Source organism: Pseudoalteromonas sp. RWi3 (assembly GCF_054960735.1).
This window is the reverse complement of sequence record NZ_JBHNYL010000007.1, coordinates 82,314-98,706: the sequence shown is the minus strand read 5'-3', so window position 1 is coordinate 98,706 and position 16,393 is coordinate 82,314. Positions and strand designations below refer to the sequence as shown.

19 protein-coding genes and 1 pseudogene are annotated in these 16,393 nt (G+C 41.9%); 4 read left to right on the top strand and 16 right to left on the bottom strand.

The window, feature by feature from the left end:
- Positions 1-58: 58 nt before the first annotated feature.
- The 12 genes from ACFI4Z_RS11195 to rpsJ all read right to left on the bottom strand — a co-directional run bounded on the left by ACFI4Z_RS11195 (position 59) and on the right by rpsJ (position 6,069).
- Positions 59-823 (bottom strand): hypothetical protein, encoded by a 765-nt coding sequence (locus tag ACFI4Z_RS11195; protein WP_462670658.1) that lies wholly within the window; start codon positions 821-823, stop codon positions 59-61.
- Positions 824-1,102: 279 nt separating this feature from the next.
- Positions 1,103-1,360 carry a 30S ribosomal protein S17 gene (rpsQ, locus tag ACFI4Z_RS11190; RefSeq protein WP_058561414.1) on the bottom strand — a complete coding sequence of 86 codons (258 nt, stop codon included), beginning with the start codon at positions 1,358-1,360 and terminating at the stop codon, positions 1,103-1,105.
- The gene (gene rpmC, locus ACFI4Z_RS11185) at positions 1,360-1,551 is read right to left on the bottom strand and encodes a 50S ribosomal protein L29 (protein WP_004588692.1); all 192 of its coding nucleotides are present in this window, start codon (positions 1,549-1,551) and stop codon (positions 1,360-1,362) included. Before rpmC ends, rpsQ begins: the two co-directional genes overlap by 1 nt.
- Positions 1,551-1,964, bottom strand: coding sequence for a 50S ribosomal protein L16 (gene rplP / locus ACFI4Z_RS11180; protein WP_054206129.1), 414 nt, complete (start codon positions 1,962-1,964; stop codon positions 1,551-1,553). The genes rpmC and rplP overlap by 1 nt, the downstream gene beginning before the upstream one ends.
- A gap of 12 nt (positions 1,965-1,976) precedes the next feature.
- Positions 1,977-2,678, bottom strand: a complete 702-nt coding sequence (gene rpsC / locus ACFI4Z_RS11175; RefSeq protein WP_004588691.1) for a 30S ribosomal protein S3 — start codon at positions 2,676-2,678, stop codon at positions 1,977-1,979.
- Positions 2,679-2,689: 11 nt separating this feature from the next.
- Positions 2,690-3,022: a 50S ribosomal protein L22 gene (rplV, locus tag ACFI4Z_RS11170; protein ID WP_087532558.1), complete on the bottom strand. Its 333-nt coding sequence runs from the start codon at positions 3,020-3,022 to the stop codon at positions 2,690-2,692.
- Between the two features lie 14 nt (positions 3,023-3,036).
- The gene (gene rpsS / locus ACFI4Z_RS11165) at positions 3,037-3,315 is read right to left on the bottom strand and encodes a 30S ribosomal protein S19 (protein WP_004588689.1); all 279 of its coding nucleotides are present in this window, start codon (positions 3,313-3,315) and stop codon (positions 3,037-3,039) included.
- 15 nt (positions 3,316-3,330) lie between these two features.
- Positions 3,331-4,155, bottom strand: a complete 825-nt coding sequence (gene rplB, locus ACFI4Z_RS11160; protein WP_004588688.1) for a 50S ribosomal protein L2 — start codon at positions 4,153-4,155, stop codon at positions 3,331-3,333.
- Between the two features lie 17 nt (positions 4,156-4,172).
- Positions 4,173-4,475, bottom strand: a complete 303-nt coding sequence (gene rplW, locus ACFI4Z_RS11155) for a 50S ribosomal protein L23 (protein WP_099295563.1) — start codon at positions 4,473-4,475, stop codon at positions 4,173-4,175.
- Entirely contained in the window at positions 4,472-5,077 is a 606-nt protein-coding gene (gene rplD / locus ACFI4Z_RS11150; RefSeq protein ID WP_058561416.1) for a 50S ribosomal protein L4, read from the bottom strand. Before rplD ends, rplW begins: the two co-directional genes overlap by 4 nt.
- A gap of 17 nt (positions 5,078-5,094) precedes the next feature.
- Positions 5,095-5,730, bottom strand: a complete 636-nt coding sequence (gene rplC / locus ACFI4Z_RS11145; protein ID WP_058561417.1) for a 50S ribosomal protein L3 — start codon at positions 5,728-5,730, stop codon at positions 5,095-5,097.
- A gap of 27 nt (positions 5,731-5,757) precedes the next feature.
- Positions 5,758-6,069 (bottom strand): 30S ribosomal protein S10, encoded by a 312-nt coding sequence (gene rpsJ / locus ACFI4Z_RS11140; protein WP_002957900.1) that lies wholly within the window; start codon positions 6,067-6,069, stop codon positions 5,758-5,760.
- Between the two features lie 389 nt (positions 6,070-6,458).
- On the opposite strand from rpsJ, the gene plsB reads away from it, so the two are divergent.
- The gene (gene plsB, locus ACFI4Z_RS11135) at positions 6,459-8,897 is read left to right on the top strand and encodes a glycerol-3-phosphate 1-O-acyltransferase PlsB (protein WP_462670657.1); all 2,439 of its coding nucleotides are present in this window, start codon (positions 6,459-6,461) and stop codon (positions 8,895-8,897) included.
- A gap of 61 nt (positions 8,898-8,958) precedes the next feature.
- Here the strand turns inward: plsB and tesB are convergent, their stop codons facing one another.
- Positions 8,959-9,816, bottom strand: coding sequence for an acyl-CoA thioesterase II (gene tesB / locus ACFI4Z_RS11130; RefSeq protein WP_099295562.1), 858 nt, complete (start codon positions 9,814-9,816; stop codon positions 8,959-8,961).
- Between the two features lie 74 nt (positions 9,817-9,890).
- Here tesB and ACFI4Z_RS11125 point away from each other — a divergent pair, with 74 nt between their 5' ends.
- Positions 9,891-10,388 carry an EVE domain-containing protein gene (locus ACFI4Z_RS11125; RefSeq protein ID WP_462670656.1) on the top strand — a complete coding sequence of 166 codons (498 nt, stop codon included), beginning with the start codon at positions 9,891-9,893 and terminating at the stop codon, positions 10,386-10,388.
- Between the two features lie 16 nt (positions 10,389-10,404).
- Here the strand turns inward: ACFI4Z_RS11125 and ACFI4Z_RS11120 are convergent, their stop codons facing one another.
- Together ACFI4Z_RS11120 and ACFI4Z_RS11115 are read right to left on the bottom strand one after the other, a co-directional pair.
- Positions 10,405-10,620 carry a hypothetical protein gene (locus tag ACFI4Z_RS11120; protein ID WP_099295560.1) on the bottom strand — a complete coding sequence of 72 codons (216 nt, stop codon included), beginning with the start codon at positions 10,618-10,620 and terminating at the stop codon, positions 10,405-10,407.
- Positions 10,620-11,687: a potassium channel family protein gene (locus tag ACFI4Z_RS11115; protein WP_462670655.1), complete on the bottom strand. Its 1,068-nt coding sequence runs from the start codon at positions 11,685-11,687 to the stop codon at positions 10,620-10,622. Before ACFI4Z_RS11115 ends, ACFI4Z_RS11120 begins: the two co-directional genes overlap by 1 nt.
- A 169-nt stretch (positions 11,688-11,856) precedes the next feature.
- On the opposite strand from ACFI4Z_RS11115, the gene ACFI4Z_RS11110 reads away from it, so the two are divergent.
- The gene (locus ACFI4Z_RS11110) at positions 11,857-12,807 is read left to right on the top strand and encodes a chemotaxis protein CheV (protein ID WP_462670654.1); all 951 of its coding nucleotides are present in this window, start codon (positions 11,857-11,859) and stop codon (positions 12,805-12,807) included.
- 78 nt (positions 12,808-12,885) lie between these two features.
- A pseudogene (locus ACFI4Z_RS11105) lies at positions 12,886-14,195 on the top strand (short-chain fatty acid transporter).
- 46 nt (positions 14,196-14,241) lie between these two features.
- On the opposite strand, the gene ACFI4Z_RS11100 reads toward ACFI4Z_RS11105, so the two are convergent.
- A complete protein-coding gene (locus ACFI4Z_RS11100; protein WP_462670653.1) occupies positions 14,242-16,383 on the bottom strand; it encodes a peptidase domain-containing ABC transporter in 2,142 nt (713 codons plus the stop codon).
- Positions 16,384-16,393: the final 10 nt, after the last annotated feature.

Here is a 16,393-nt window from a genome sequence, read left to right as displayed (position 1 = left end):
TTTATTCACTTACGTATTGCTGCTTAATAACATATTGGGTAAATAGCGCAGCTACTTGCTATTGTTTTTTGTTCCACTTATCCATTATTTTATCGAATAAAATAGCATCGTTATCTTTACATGGTCTTGGTGACCCTTGTGGTAAACCTACTTTGCCCATCACACCATTGAAGTCAATTTTGTAGCACATACCTTTATACATTTCCATGCGCTTACTTCCATTAGCGTTTTGCCATAATATCTCTGATTCAAATGAACTTGAATGTTCTTTAGGGACTGTTACCCTCTGCTGTGTGTTTTTAATTTTTTCGCTAAACTGTTCTGAGAAATCAAAGGAGACTGTTGCTGTAGTTGAAGGTGTAAAATTAGGTATAGGTACATAGGGATTCAGCTTTTTAAATGATTGCTCTAAGCCTTGCTGATCAACTTCTCCCTTTTGGCTATCAATCACAACTTGGGCCACTGAGCTCTCAACCCTAGATGAGCTTGGTCGCGGGTTTACCTGAGTGTTTGCTTCACCCATAACCGATGTCGCATCCGCGTGCACCGGAGCCTTATGTTTGGGCTGCTGAGCTTCTGGTTGCTCCCCTGATTGCTCCCCCTCACTTAATTTTGCCTCATTTTCAAGGACGGTGGCTGCAAAGGCAGGTTGCATACTACTGTTAATCTCTGGCATTGTTGTAAGATCAACCATGACGTAGGCTTGCATGACTTTCACTTTTTCAGGTTGCTGAACCGCTACCGTTTGCCTTGAGACTAAATAAATAATAACGACATGCAAGCCAATAGAAATACACCACGCTTTATAGTTATTTTTAAACACGTAAGCTCCCTGTGAACAGTTTGCTTTATGAGTGTTTAAATACAGATTTAGTTCAATGGGCTGAGCTTAATTAGGGTACAAACCTAAAGGCTTTTATCAATGTATGAATAATTGCAGCATATTCGTTGCGTTCTTATTTCCTCGGGTTTCGTAATACTAAACCCAAGCTACGGGGCTTAAATTCACTGCAACCAGCTGATGGCTGAAAGCTTATCGCTGTGAAAACAAAAAGCCCCGGCTAATGCCAGGGCTTTTTAGTAAAGTAAACTTAATTAAAAATTAAGCTTTCTTTGGACGCTCAACAACGTCTACTAAAGTCCAAGATTTGTTCTTAGAAATAGGAGCACACTCACGGATAGTAACTACGTCACCAGCCTGAGCTGTATTGCTTTCGTCATGTACGTGTAACTTAGTCGTACGTTTGATGAATTTCCCATAGATTGGGTGCTTCACGTAACGTGCGATAGCAACAGTGAAAGATTTTTCCATCTTGTCGCTGATTACACGGCCTTGAAGAGTACGGATTTTATCGCTCATTATTGACCTGCCTTCTGGTTAATAATTGTTTTTACACGCGCGATATCGCGACGTACTGTTCTTAGCGTGTGAGTTTGAGCTAACTGACCAGTGCTTGCTTGCATGCGCAGGTTAAACTGCTCACGAAGAAGTCCTAGAAGTTCAGCATTAAGCTCTTCTACGCTTTTGTCTTTTAGTTCGCTAGCTTTCATTACATCACCGTCCGAGTTACGAAAGTTGTTTTGAATGGTAATTTACGTGCAGCAAGGTTAAACGCTTCACGAGCAAGCTCTTCAGAAACACCTTCCATTTCGTAAAGTACTTTACCAGGCTGAATTTCAGCAACCCAATATTCAACAGAACCTTTACCTTTACCCATACGAACTTCAAGCGGTTTGTTTGTAATTGGCTTGTCTGGGAATACACGAATCCAGATTTTACCTTGACGCTTGACGTGACGTGTCATAGCTCGACGAGCTGCTTCGATTTGACGAGCAGTCATGCGGCCACGACCAGTAGCTTTCAAACCGAAAGTACCGAAGCTTACTTTGTTACCGTTTTGCGCAAGACCACGGTTGCGGCCTTTATGCGTTTTACGGAATTTTGTACGTTTTGGCTGTAACATTACTCGCTACCTCTACTTAGCACTTTTCTTGGCTTTCTTTGGTGCGCGTTTAGCTGGCTTCTCTTGCTCTTGTACTAGTGGTAAACCACCAATAACTTCGCCTTTGAAGATCCAAACTTTAACACCAATGATACCGTAAGTGGTTAAGGCTTCAGAAGTTGCGTAGTCGATATCAGCACGAAGAGTATGTAGAGGTACACGACCTTCACGATACCATTCTGAACGTGCGATTTCTGCGCCGCCAAGACGACCGCTAACTTCAACTTTGATCCCTTTAGAACCGATGCGCATTGCATTTTGTACCGAACGCTTCATAGCGCGACGGAACATAACACGACGCTCTAGCTGAGAGGCAATGCCGTCTGCTACTAGTTGTGCATCTAATTCTGGTTTACGTACTTCAGAAATATTAATCTGAGCAGGTACACCTGCGATCTTAGTTACCGCTTGACGTAGCTTTTCAACGTCTTCGCCTTTTTTACCGATAACAACACCCGGACGAGCCGTATGGATTGTTACGCGGATTGATTTTGCTGGACGCTCAATAACGATTTTAGACACAGAAGCCGCTTTTAATTCCTTTGTAAGGAAAGTACGTACTTTGTGATCGCCAAAAAGCTGATCAGAGAAATCTTTAGAACTCGCGTACCAGGTAGAAACCCAAGGTTTAGATATACCTAGGCGAATACCAGTAGGATGAACTTTTTGTCCCATTACTTATACTCCTAGCTATCTGAAACCACAACAGTGATGTGGCTTGTACGCTTAAGGATGCGGTCTGCGCGTCCTTTAGCACGTGGCATAATACGCTTCATTGTAGGACCATCGTCCACAAAAATCGTGCTTACGCGAAGCTCATCAATGTCAGCACCTTCGTTATGCTCTGCGTTAGCAATAGCAGACTCAAGTACTTTTTTAACTAATACAGCCGCTTTCTTTGGGCTGTACGCCAGGATTTCTAGAGCGCGATCGACAGGTAACCCGCGGATCTGATCTGCAACTAGACGAGCTTTTTGCGCCGAACCAGAGGCGAATTTATGTTTAGCTAATGCTTGCATTTATCATTCCCCTCTTAACGTTTCTTCGCTTTCTTATCCGCAGCATGGCCACGGTAAGTGCGAGTTGGTGCAAATTCACCTAGTTTGTGACCGATCATTTCGTCAGAAACGAAAACTGGTACATGCTGGCGACCATTATGGACAGCAATGGTCAATCCGATCATGTTAGGTATGATCATTGAACGACGGCTCCAAGTTTTAATTGGCTTCTTTTCACCGCTTTCCAAAGCTTTCTCTACCTTCTTCAGCAAGTGTAGGTCTATAAAAGGACCCTTCTTGAGAGAGCGTGGCATGGCTATTCCTCAATATTACTTAGTACGACGACGTACTATAAATTTATCCGTACGCTTGTTCTTACGCGTCTTAGCACCTTTAGTAGGCTTACCCCATGGAGACACAGGATGACGACCACCAGATGTACGACCTTCACCACCACCGTGTGGGTGATCTACCGGGTTCATGGCAACACCACGAACTGTCGGACGAATACCACGCCAGCGATTTGCACCTGCTTTACCAAGTGAACGAAGCATATGCTCAGCATTGCCTACTTCACCTAGTGTTGCACGACAATCAGATTGTACTTTACGTACTTCGCCAGAACGAAGACGTAGAGTTACGTATTGACCATCACGCGCAAGGATTTGAACGTATGCACCAGCAGAACGTGCGATTTGAGCACCTTTACCTGGTTTTAATTCTACGTTGTGAACAGTCGAACCTACAGGCATGTTACGCATAGGTAATGCATTACCAGGCTTGATTGGTGCATCAACACCAGACTGGATTGCATCGCCAGCTTTTAAGCCTTTAGGTGCGATAATGTAACGACGCTCACCGTCTGCATATAATACAAGAGCGATGTTTGCGCTACGGTTTGGATCATATTCCAAACGCTCAACAGTGGCTGGGATGCCATCTTTAGTACGTTTAAAATCGATTAAACGGTAATGATGCTTATGACCACCACCGATATGACGAACCGTAATACGACCATTGTTATTACGACCACCTGATTTAGAGTTTTTCTCTAATAGTGGTGCGTAAGGTTTACCCTTATGTAAATCTGGGTTAACCACTTTAACTAGGTGACGACGACCCGCAGAAGTTGGTTTACACTTTTGAAGTGCCATAATTCTAACTCCCCTTATTACTCGGCGCCGCCGACAAAGTCTAGCTCGCTACCTTCTTTAAGAGTAACGTAAGCTTTTTTCCAGTCGCTACGACGACCGAAACGTGCGCCAGTACGTTTTGTTTTACCCTTAACGTTTAGTGTGCGAACACCAGTTACTTCCACTTCAAAAAGCTTCTCAACAGCTGATTTGATCTCAGCTTTAGTTGCGTCATTTGTTACTTTGAAAACAATCGTGTTGTTTTCTTCAGCAGCAATTGTGCTCTTTTCAGAGATATGTGGAGCAAGGATCACTTTTAAAAGACGTTCTTCACGGATCATGCTAGCGTCTCCTCAAGTTGCTTAACAGCAGCAGCTGTAATAAGTACCTTGTCGAAAGCGATTAAGCTTACAGGATCGATACCAGCTACATCGCGCGTGTCAACCTTGTACAGGTTACGTGCCGATAAGAATAGATTTTCATCTACTTCTTCAGTCACGATAAGAACATCTTTAAGCTCAAGTTCTTTAAGCTTAGAAACTAGTTCTTTAGTTTTTGGTGCTTCAAGACCAAAACTTTCAACAACGATTAAACGCTCTTGACGAACTAATTCAGATAAGATGCTTTTGATCGCACCGCGGTACATTTTACGGTTTACTTTTTGGCTGTGGTCTTGTGGTTTAGCTGCGAAGCTAACGCCACCTGAACGCCAAATTGGACTACGGATTGTACCAGCACGTGCACGGCCAGTACCTTTTTGAGCCCATGGTTTTTTACCACCACCGCTTACTTCAGAACGTGTCTTCTGAGCACGAGTACCTTGACGAGCACCTGCTGCGTATGCAACAACTACTTGGTGTACTAATGCTTCGTTAAACTCACGTCCAAAAGTAGCTTCAGAAACTTCAAGAGCGCCAGAAGCGTCTTTAATTGCTAATTCCATCACTAAATCTCCAGGACTTATGCTTTAACAGCTGGTTTAACGATAACGTCACCGCCGATAGCGCCAGGTACTGCACCTTTAACTAAAAGCAAATTACGCTCAGCGTCAACGCGAACTAGTTCTAGGTTCTGAGTTGTTACTTGCTCATTACCCATTTGACCGGCCATTTTCTTACCTTTAAACACCTTACCAGGTGATTGGTTTTGACCGATTGAACCAGGAGCACGGTGAGATAGAGAGTTACCATGTGTAGCGTCTTGCATGCTGAAATTCCAGCGCTTAACACCACCTTGGAAACCTTTACCTTTAGAAGTACCGGTTACGTCAACTTTGTTGATTTCGTTGAATAATTCAACAGTAAGCTCTGCGCCTACTTCAAAATCGCCTTCACCACCATTTAGGCGGAATTCCCACAGACCGCGACCCGCTTCAACACCAGCTTTAGCGAAATGACCCGCTGCTGCTTTGTTTACACGGCTTGCTTTTTTAGTGCCTGCGGTTACTTGAAGTGAGTTATAACCGTCTGTTGCTTCAGATTTGATCTGAGCAATGCGGTTAGGTGTCGCTTCAATAACTGTCACAGGGATAGATACACCATCTTCAGTGAAGATACGTGTCATACCCACTTTACGACCGACTAGACCTAATGCCATTTTCCTAAAACCTCTCTAATCTTCCGATTAACCCAGGCTGATTTGAACATCAACACCAGCAGCAAGATCTAAACGCATAAGAGCGTCAACAGTCTTGTCAGTTGGTTCTACGATGTCGATCAGACGTTTATGGGTGCGGATCTCGTACTGATCACGCGCGTCTTTATTAACGTGCGGTGAAGTAAGTACAGTAAAACGTTCAAAGCGTGTAGGTAGTGGAATTGGACCACGTACTTGTGCGCCAGTGCGTTTCGCAGTTTCCACGATTTCCGCCGTTGATTGGTCAATCAAACGGTGGTCAAAAGCTTTTAGGCGAATACGAATGCGTTGATTTGACATTCTTAAACCTCAATATAAAGAGCATTTAAAGAGCATAAAAAAACGACCGAAACAATCTTAATAATTAAGATGCCGGTTGTTGATTTATATCTACGTTGAGTTCCAAATCGGAACTCCTGTTTTATTAGCTTGAAATCCAAGCTTAATGTTCCTTCCAAGTTCCCAGGGGAATTTTGAAAGCCTGCGTATTATAGTGACATTGGTGATAAATGCAACAACTATTTCAATAATACCCCTACCATATTAAATTGTTCATTAAAAACACAATAAACTCAACGCAGTATTGGCTATAATAGATACGAGCGATAACTATCTTAATGGTCAGTCCAGTTATAACTTGGTATTATCCTCGTTTATTTTGCTTTTTAACCCTTAACTTTGGTGAGTTGATGCGTATTTTTAGTCGTTGTTTAAACTTTTTCTCTATGGTGATGAACCGCTTACTAGTTAAAAGTAAGGTGCTGCCTGAAAACCCAATCGAACAATATAGTCTCGACCCGTCATCGCCCACCTTTTATATTGTTAAACTCAATGCGCGCTCTGACTTAGCCGCACTCGCTCGCGTATGTAAAAAACATGGCTTGCCAAATCCAACCGAGCAACAGTTATTAGGTAATACTGAACTGGACCGTTTTATTGGACTGCAAAATCCACCACCATTATTTGGTGATAAAGCAAAACCAACCGATGCCTTGCAAAAAGGCAAACTAATTATTGAGCAGCTGATTGCCAGTAACGAGCAAAACGTACAAGTTATCCCTGTCACTATTTTATGGGGCCGTAACCCCGGTAAAGAAAAACCAGGTTTAGGAACTTTAGTATCTCATTCGTTAACACCAAGCTGGTTTCGTAAGTTTTTTGTTTTGTTGTTTTCAGGGCGTGATAACTTTGTAAGGTTTAGTCAACCTCTCGACTTATCGTTGCTTGTAAATGAAAAAGCAGATGTTGATGAGCTACCGCATAAACTACTGCGTGTGGCTCGTGTTCATTTTCGCCGGCAAAAGCTGGCGGCAACGGGGCCAAAAATGCCCTCTCGTGAGCAGCTATTTAGTTCGTTACTCGCTTCGCCAACCATCAAAAAAGCCATTCAGACAGAAGCAAAAGAGAAAAACATTAGCCATGAACAAGCTCGTCAAAATGCGTTAAAACTACTTGATGAAATTGCCGCAAACTACAGTGATGCCACTATCAGGGTTGCAGATCGCGTCCTTACTTGGCTTTGGAATAAACTGTATAACGGTATTGATATTAAATACACCGAGCAACTGCACGATTTAACCAATAAAGGCCATGAAATAATTTATATGCCGTGTCATCGCAGCCATATGGATTATTTATTACTTACCTACTCTATTTACCACCTAGGTTTAGTCCCGCCACATATAGCAGCAGGCATTAATCTTAACTTTTTCCCAGCCGGTGGCATATTCCGTCGCAGTGGTGCGTTTTTCATTCGCCGCTCGTTTGCCGGCAATAAGCTTTACTCAGCGGTATTTAAAGAATATTTAAGCCAGCTATTTATTAAAGGCTATTCAGTTAAGTTTTATACTGAAGGTGGCCGTAGTCGAACTGGGCGCTTATTACCGCCTAAAACAGGTATGTTGGCAATGACACTGCAAGCTATGATGCGCGGAATAGACCGACCAATCTCTATAGTGCCCGTGTATATCGGCTACGAGCACGTAATGGAAATTAATACCTACCTCAAAGAACTGGCTGGCAATGATAAAAAAGGCGAGTCTATATTCGGTATATTTAAAGCGATTAAGAACCTTAAAAACTATGGCCGCGGCTACTTAAATTTTGGCGACCCAATTTCTGTTAATCAATATCTAAACGAGCATCAACCTGATTGGCGTGAGTCTATCCACCCAACCGATGTACAAAAACCACAGTGGCTCGGTCCGCAAGTAGCGAATTTAGCGGATAAAGTAATGGTAAACATCAACAGTGCAGCTGCACTGAACGCTGTAAATTTATTGGCAATGATTTTACTCGTAAATGATAAACAAGCATTGAGCAAACCAAAACTATTAGCTCAGCTAGACTTTTATTTACATTTGCAAAGAAGTGCCAGCTATAGCGATAAAATTAGTGCTCCTGATGAAAATGCAGGGCAATTATTAGACCATGCCTTAAAGCTTAATAAATTTGATGTAATAAGTGATGAGTTTGGTGAAATCATCGCCATTAATGATAAAGAAAAAACCCTCTTTAATTACTACCGTAATAACATTTTACATGTGTTTGCCGTGCCAAGTTTACTTGCACTGCATATATTTAAAAGCCATAAAACCACACTTAGTCAATGCCAAGAATTGATCTGTCGCTTCTACCCATTATTCGCTAAAGAGTGGTTTTTAAATGAATTGGACGAAAATTATATCTCTCGCATATTGGCAAGCTTTGTTGATCAAGAGCTAATTGAAATAAATGGTGATGAGATAAAAATTACCAACAGCAATGACTGCCTAGCAAAACTTGAGATGTTGGGTCGTGCCCTTAGTTTAACTTTACAACGCTACGCTATCGTCATTGGTTTTATTCAAACAAGTAAAGGGATTGATCGCGCCGAGCTTGAACGTGAGAGCCAAGTATTAGCGCAACGACTGGGCACATTACATGGCATTAAAAGCCCTGAGTTTTTCGATAAGAAAGTGTTGATAGGCTTTATTAGCAACCTTCGTCAACAAGCGCTTATTAGCGAGTCAGATGATGGACTGCAAGGCAGTAATGAGCTGTGTGAAGTTTATATGCACCTTAAAACGTTATTACCTGCCCGTATTTGGCAATCAATTACTGACATTGTTCAAAACCAAAGTAGTTAAGACATTAGAAGGTTAGGTGTTGCTACACCTAACCTTTTGCCTTACGTATTTATAGTGCTGCTTAACGCTGTCGCATCACACCTTCTTGTATCGTTGAAGCGACTAAATTGCCTTGGCGGTCAAAAAACTGTCCACGTACTAAACCTCGCCCCGAGCTCGCACTTGGGCTATCGATAGTATATAAAATCCAGTCATCCAACCTAAATGGGCGGTGAAACCACATTGCATGGTCAATGGTAGCAACCTGCATATTCGGTTGCATAAATGACACACCATGCGGTTGCAGCGCGGTAGGTAAAAACTCAAAATCAGACGCGTACGCCAATAAGTAGTTATGAATCCGTTGATCGTCCGGCATATCACCATTGGCTTTAAACCAAATATGCTTCACCGGTTCAATTACTTCAGGCTTAAATGGATTATGAAAAGTAACCGGACGCATATCGATCGGTACTTCACGAATAAATTTATTTCGGATAGCCTCAGGAATATGATTAGCATTTGCTTGATAAAATTCTAGCGATGATTTTAGCTCTTCAGGAGCTGGAACATCAGGCATAGTGGCTTGATGTGAAAGCCCTTCTTCAACACCTTGGAAAGAGGCCGTCATATAAAAAATAGGCTTGCCATATTGAATTGCTTTTACACGGCGCGTACTAAAACTTTTACCGTCACGAATGTTTTCTACATCGTAAACTATCGGTTTTGCAGCATCTCCAGGGCGGAGAAAATAAGAATGCAAAGAATGAACTATGCGCCCCTCAGGCAATGTTTCTTTAGCCGCAGACAGCGCTTGCCCCATTACTTGGCCACCAAATACTGCTCTAAACCCTAAATCTTGACTTTGCCCGCGATACAAGCCCTGCTCAATCTCTTCTAAAGTTAATAACGACAACAAATCATCTAAAACTTGGCTCATTTTTATATCCTCAATCCCGACAAGGCTCTCATAATACTATAGACTATAATTATGTAAATCTTAGGGAGATAACAATGGCTTATTGGCTATTCAAAACCGAGCCTGATGTATTCTCAATTGCTAATTTAAAAAATGCGCCACAACAAACAACGCAATGGGAAGGTGTGCGAAATTATCAAGCACGCAACTTTATGCGCGACAAGGTTAAGGTGGGCGATCAAGTGATGATTTATCATTCTAGCTGCAAACATATTGGTGTTGCTGGATTAGCAACTGTTACACGCGAGGCCTACCCTGATCCCACTCAGTTTGATTTAAGCAGTGATTATTTTGATGCCAAAGCAACGGTAGATTCACCCCGCTGGGTGGTTGTTGATGTGACTTATCAGCAGCATCTAAATAAATTAGTTAGCCTTAAAGCAATTAAAGAAAACAATGCAATCACTGACATCGCATTGAAAAAAGGGGGACGCTTATCAATAATGCCAGTGACCAAAAATGATTGGGATGAGATAACTAGAATGGGACAAGCTGTAAGCGATAAGCTGCAGATAAAGACCGACAGACCATAAAACTAAGGGCTAAAATCTAAGTTTTTCGCTTCTTTTCTCGGCCTTTTTTCTTTTTATGGCCATGCTTTGGCACAATAGCAAAGTACATGACAAGCGCTAACCACGAGAAAAAGATAATGCCTATAAGCCAGCCGTTCTTTTCATGACCTTGCGTTCTTTTACTGTTTAATACCAGCACTATAGGCAAAATGTATGCGCTTAATATAATAATTAGAAACGCTACTTCATTCATTACTTCGTCAACTTCTGCCAATCAACTTCATTACTTAACACCCGGTCAATCGCTATGTAATGAAGTATATCACCACTGTTTACCGGGTAGTTGAGCGGCGGATTCAAATCCATATTTTTAGCACTCAGGTTATGTGCAACACCGAGTAAAATGGCATCGTGATCATGTTTAAAATGATGAAACAACTTACCAAATTCCATTTGTGCTAAATCAGCAGGTATCACCAAGCTAAATTGTGTATCACCATGTAATGTTGATAACAGCTCTTCCTGCACTCGGCTTGAGCCTGGATCTTGCATTGAACGCACTAAAATTTCTGCTGACTTTGCACTTGAACATTCCACATTGTGGCAATGCTCTAATAGCATTTCTACTTTACTCTCATCGTTAAAGTGCGCACTAATATGCCCACCATCCTTAACTAGTTTGCTAATACGTAATGCCGTGGTAAAGGTTTGATCGTCATCTTGACCATCAATAATCACTTTATCCGCATGGCTGATAGCCACCCGTTCAAGTTGCGTACAATCAGTAAAGCTGCTTAAACGCACAAAATCTACGTGCTCATTAGTCAAAAATGGGTGCTCCATTTGCTCTGTCACTGCTAATAAAATCCGTCTTTGTGTGCGTTTTTGATCTGCTAAAATGTAATCAATCATCTTTTTTGTTCGTGTTTGGTGCCAACCAAAAATAATGATGTGATTATTAAAATGCGAAAAGTTTTTATCACCTGTCATAGCGCGCCTAATTAAATATGTCACTGTTTGCCCTGTTTTACCCAACAGAACGCCAAATAAAGCTAACCCAAAAGGGATTTGTACAAGTGCAACAACCCACCGCCCTAAATCTGTAGTGGCGCTAAAGTCGCCATATCCTACAGTTGATGTTGTTACTATATAGTAATACACAAATGTACTTATTGGAGTGAGTGCCTCCTCACCTGCTAAAATAAGTAATAACCAAGTCAGGGCCATATGTACCAAAGTAGCCAAAGCGACCGCCTGCCAACTAACTTGATCAATGTGACTTCTCACCAATAAAAAAAATCGTTTAAATATAAAAGGCATGCCCACACTTGGTAATTCTGCTATTAATTATTTGATAAGTTACTGTAATGACGAAATGATGGCAATGGTTGAAACATGTATAAAGACGAAGATTATTTTCTAGACTGCTTTTTTAAAGCAGAACAGTGTAAGCTATACTTGTTTTATTAATTACAAAGACGGGTGTGTTATGTCGGGTGTATTAGCTTCTGTAGATCAACGAACTCAGCTGGTCGGCGAAAATCGTCTTGAGCTGTTGCTATTTTATTTACATAGCCGTCATCTTTTTGCGCTTAATGTATTCAAAATTAAAGAAGTTGTGAAACTTCCTCACTTAAATATAATTCCCCACGCTCACCCTAAAATATCTGGGGTTGCCAATATAAGAGGCGAATCTATTCCTGTTATAGATTTACGACAGGCTATTTGCATGCCCGCGGCAAAAAACACCGAAGACAGTAATTTGGTTATCACCGAATACAACCGAACTGTGCAAGGCTTTTTAATCGGTAAAGTTGATCAAATAATGAATATGACATGGTCAGATATCATGCCGCCCCCCACATCCGTCGGCAAAAACCATTACCTTACTGCACTGACAAAAATTCAGCGTGACGGGCAAGAGCAGCTCGTTGAAATTATAGATGTAGAAAAAGTACTGGCCGAAATTGTTGAATATGAAATCCACATATCGGATGAAGTATTAGATAAAACAATTGTTGATGAATTCGCAGGCCGTAAAATTTTACATGCTGACGACTCCCCAACTGCGCGCAAACAAGTAAGCGATACGTTGTCTCAGCTAGGCATTGAAATTATTCCCGCAACAAATGGCCTTGAGGCATTAAATATGTTGAAAAGCTGGGCTGATAGAGGTGATAACGTAGAGCAAGACTTACTTATGGTGATCACCGATGCAGAAATGCCAGCAATGGATGGGTATCGGCTAACGCATGAAATTCGCAATGATGACCGCCTGAAGAATTTACACGTTGTGCTAAATACATCGTTAAGCGGCAGCTTTAACCAAGCTTTAGTTGAAAAGGTAGGCTGTAACGCCTTCTTGTCTAAATTCCAACCCGACTTACTTGTTGAAGAGGTTCAAAATCGCTTAAAAGCAGTATTAGATAAAAGCAGCTAATACATTGACCTACTTGCCAATTAAGACCTTTCATGCTTAATTGGCTATAAGTGACAATAACAACAAAATACTCTCATTATGCTAAACCGTGTTGCAAAACCCTTTACTCAGTTAGTTGAGCGCTACCTACCCGACCCTTTTATATTTGTTATTCTATTGACTCTGCTTAGCTTTGTAATTGCGAGTCTATTTACTCCAGCAACACCAATAGAAGTACTCGATGCCTGGGGAAGTGGTTTTTGGAATTTGCTGCAATTTGCGATGCAAATGCTTTTGGTGCTACTAACCGGTTATATGCTAGCAAGCACGCCTATTGTTAGCCGAATACTCGCTAAGTTAGCCCGTATTGCCAATACTCCCGCCAAAGCTATTATTTGGGTCACACTGGTAGCACTATTGGGCAGCTGGCTTAACTGGGGGTTTGCTTAGTAATAGGCGCTTTGTTTGCCAAAGCAATAGCCAGACAAACAAAAGTGGACTACCGATTATTAGTGGCCAGTGCTTACTCTGGATTTATTGTATGGCATGGTGGCTTGGCAGGCTCTGTACCTTTGACAATTGCCACCACGGGGCATTTTTCAGAGCAAAGTATTGGCGTTATAAGTACTGCTGATACGCTATTTTCAAGTTTTAATATCGCTATTGTGGTTGGCTTATTTATCATTATGCCGCTAGTAAACCGCGCCATGCTCCCTTGCGATAAAGACAGCGTGTATGTTGATAAAAACAAACTCATAGGGCCTAAAAATAAAGAAATCACATTTACCCGCCCAGCAGATCATATCGAGCACAGCCGCGTGTTAGGTATGACCACAGGCTTACTTGGCCTTGCATATTTAACGTATTATTTTATTTTCAGTAATGGCTCACTTAATCTAAACAGTGTTATAGGGCTGTTTTTATTTGCAGCAATATTATTACATCAAACACCCCATAACTTACTTAGTAGCTTACAACAAGCAGTGCCCAGCGGCGCAGGTATTATTATCCAGTTCCCATTTTATGCAGGGATCATGGCAATTATGATTGATACCGGTTTAGCACAACAAATTTCACAAGGCTTTATCGCCATAGCCAACGCAGAGTCATTGCCCTTTTGGAGCTTTTTGAGTGCGGGCTTAGTAAATATATTTGTACCATCCGGTGGCGGCCAGTGGGCGGTGCAAGCCCCTATTGTTATCCCTGCAGCACAAGAGCTTGGTGCAGATATGGCGCGGGTTGCTATGGCTGTGGCGTGGGGAGATGCGTGGACTAATCTGATTCAACCATTCTGGGCCTTACCCGTACTGGCTATTGCTGGCCTAAAAGCCAAAGATATTATGGGCTTTTGCGTGGTACAGCTGATTATTACTGGGGTGTTTATATCGCTGGTATTGAGCTTTTATTAACGGCAAGCATAATAAAAAGGCGTGTAATACACACGCCTTGATTGTTTTATGCACTCTCACTTTGCTGGTCTAAATCCGCTAATTCACCTGCATTCAAATGATAGACTTTGCCAGCCATATTAATAGTTTCTTGGCGATGAGCAATCATAATTCGTGTGATGGGCAAATGCTGAATTTGCTCACTTATTTTCGCTTCGTTGTCTTTATCTAAATGACTGGTTGCTTCGTCCATAAATAACACGCAAGGAGATTGATACAATGCGCGTGCGAGCAATAAACGCTGTACTTGCCCGCCCGATAAGTTTGAGCCCATATCCCCCACCAATGAGTTATAGCCCATTGTCATTTTAGTAATATCATCATGAATAGCCGCATGATGGGCACATTGCTCTATTTTTAAGTAATTGGGTTGTGGGTCAAAAAAACTGATGTTATCGGCGATTGAGCCAGCTAACAATGTGTCATCTTGCATCACCGCAGCTATTTGTTTGCGGTAATTTTTAAGGCCTAGTTGGGTAATATCTTTACCATCAAGCAGCACTTTACCTGAGGTAGGTTGTAGTAACCCCAGCATAATTTTCATCAAGGTGGTTTTACCTGCGCCAGATGGCCCGGTAATCGCAATAGAATCACCCGCATTGAGCGTTAAGTTAACATTATTTAAAATCGGCGCTTGCTCTTCACTGTAACTAAAGCAAATATTGTCAAGCGTCAGTTGGCCTTCTACTTTACCCTCGTCATCACCGGTATAGGCCATTTCACCATCACGATTAGCTTCTTGTTTGGTCAAGGCTATATCGGCAATACGGTCAAGGTGTAAGCGCATCATTTTAAATTGGATTATTTGTTCTATTAAATTAGCAAAGCGGCTAGTCAGTTGGTTTTTATAGGCAATAAACGCCAGTACCATACCCACTGACAAGCTATTACTCATTACCATGAGTACCGCAAAGTAAATTACTAATACATTTTCAAGGCCAAATAACAGCTTGTTGAATGAATCAAAACTTATATTTAATCGCCCTAAACGAATTTCGCTGTTTATTACCTCAGCATAGCGGTTTTGCCAAATGCCTTGGCGCTGCGATTCATTGCCAAACAGCTTTATAGTTTGCATACCGCGAATATTTTCTAAAAAGTTCGATTGCTCTTTGGCAGAGTTTTGAATCATTTCTTCGGTGGCTTGGTGCAGTGGCCTGTAAAGCGCCAAACGCACTAAGGTATATAGCACAATTGCGCCAACAACTACCGCAGTGAGTTTTAGCGAATAGATAAGCATCATAATGAGTACGGTAATAGCCATAACGCCATCGACCAGTGTTTCAACAAACCCTGTGGTAATGCGCTCTCGTATTTGCGCCAAAGAGCCGAAGCGCGAGACAATATCGCCCACATGGCGTGACTCAAAATAATTCATCGGAAGGCGTAATAAGTGCCTGAGCAAGTTCACGCCCATTTGCATATTCAAAAGGCTTGAAAGCCGCAAAATCAGCCAACTTCGTGCTGCATTAGTCACCACCGAAATAATCGCAATGAGTGCAAAACCCATGGCAAGTACCGTTAATAACGATTCATCAAAACTGATTAAGACTTCATCCACCACCCACTGCATATAATAAGGGGTCATTAGGGCAAATAATTGCAATACCAGTGATAACGCAATCAGCTTTAGTAATCCCGCCTTTAAGCCCTTCATGGTGCTCCAAAGTTGGGTAAACTTCATTCTTGCTTGCTCTTGTTTTGCTTCAAACTTGCTGGTTGGCGTGAGCTCTAAACAAATACCGGTAAAGTGTTTACTGAACTCATCACTATTTAAATTACGCTTACCCACCGCAGGGTCGTTAATAGCAAATTTAGCTGCAGCACCTTTACCTGATACTTTGGTCAGCACTACAAAGTGGTTTAAATCCCAATGCAGAATACAGGGGGTTTGTAATTTATGCACTTCATCAAGTGGGCATTGCAGCGCACGACTGGCGAGCCCTAAGCCATCACCCAGTTCAATCAGCTGCTGTAAGTTCATGCCCTTTAAATTAGCTGAAAAGCGCTTACGCATGGCTGGCATGTCCAACTTATGGCCGTGATAACACGCCACCATAGCCATTGAAGCGAGACCACATTCGGCTATTTCGGATTGGAGAATGAGAGGGGTAGGCAAACATACAGAAAAGTAGAGGTTTTTAGTCATTCTATTTTCT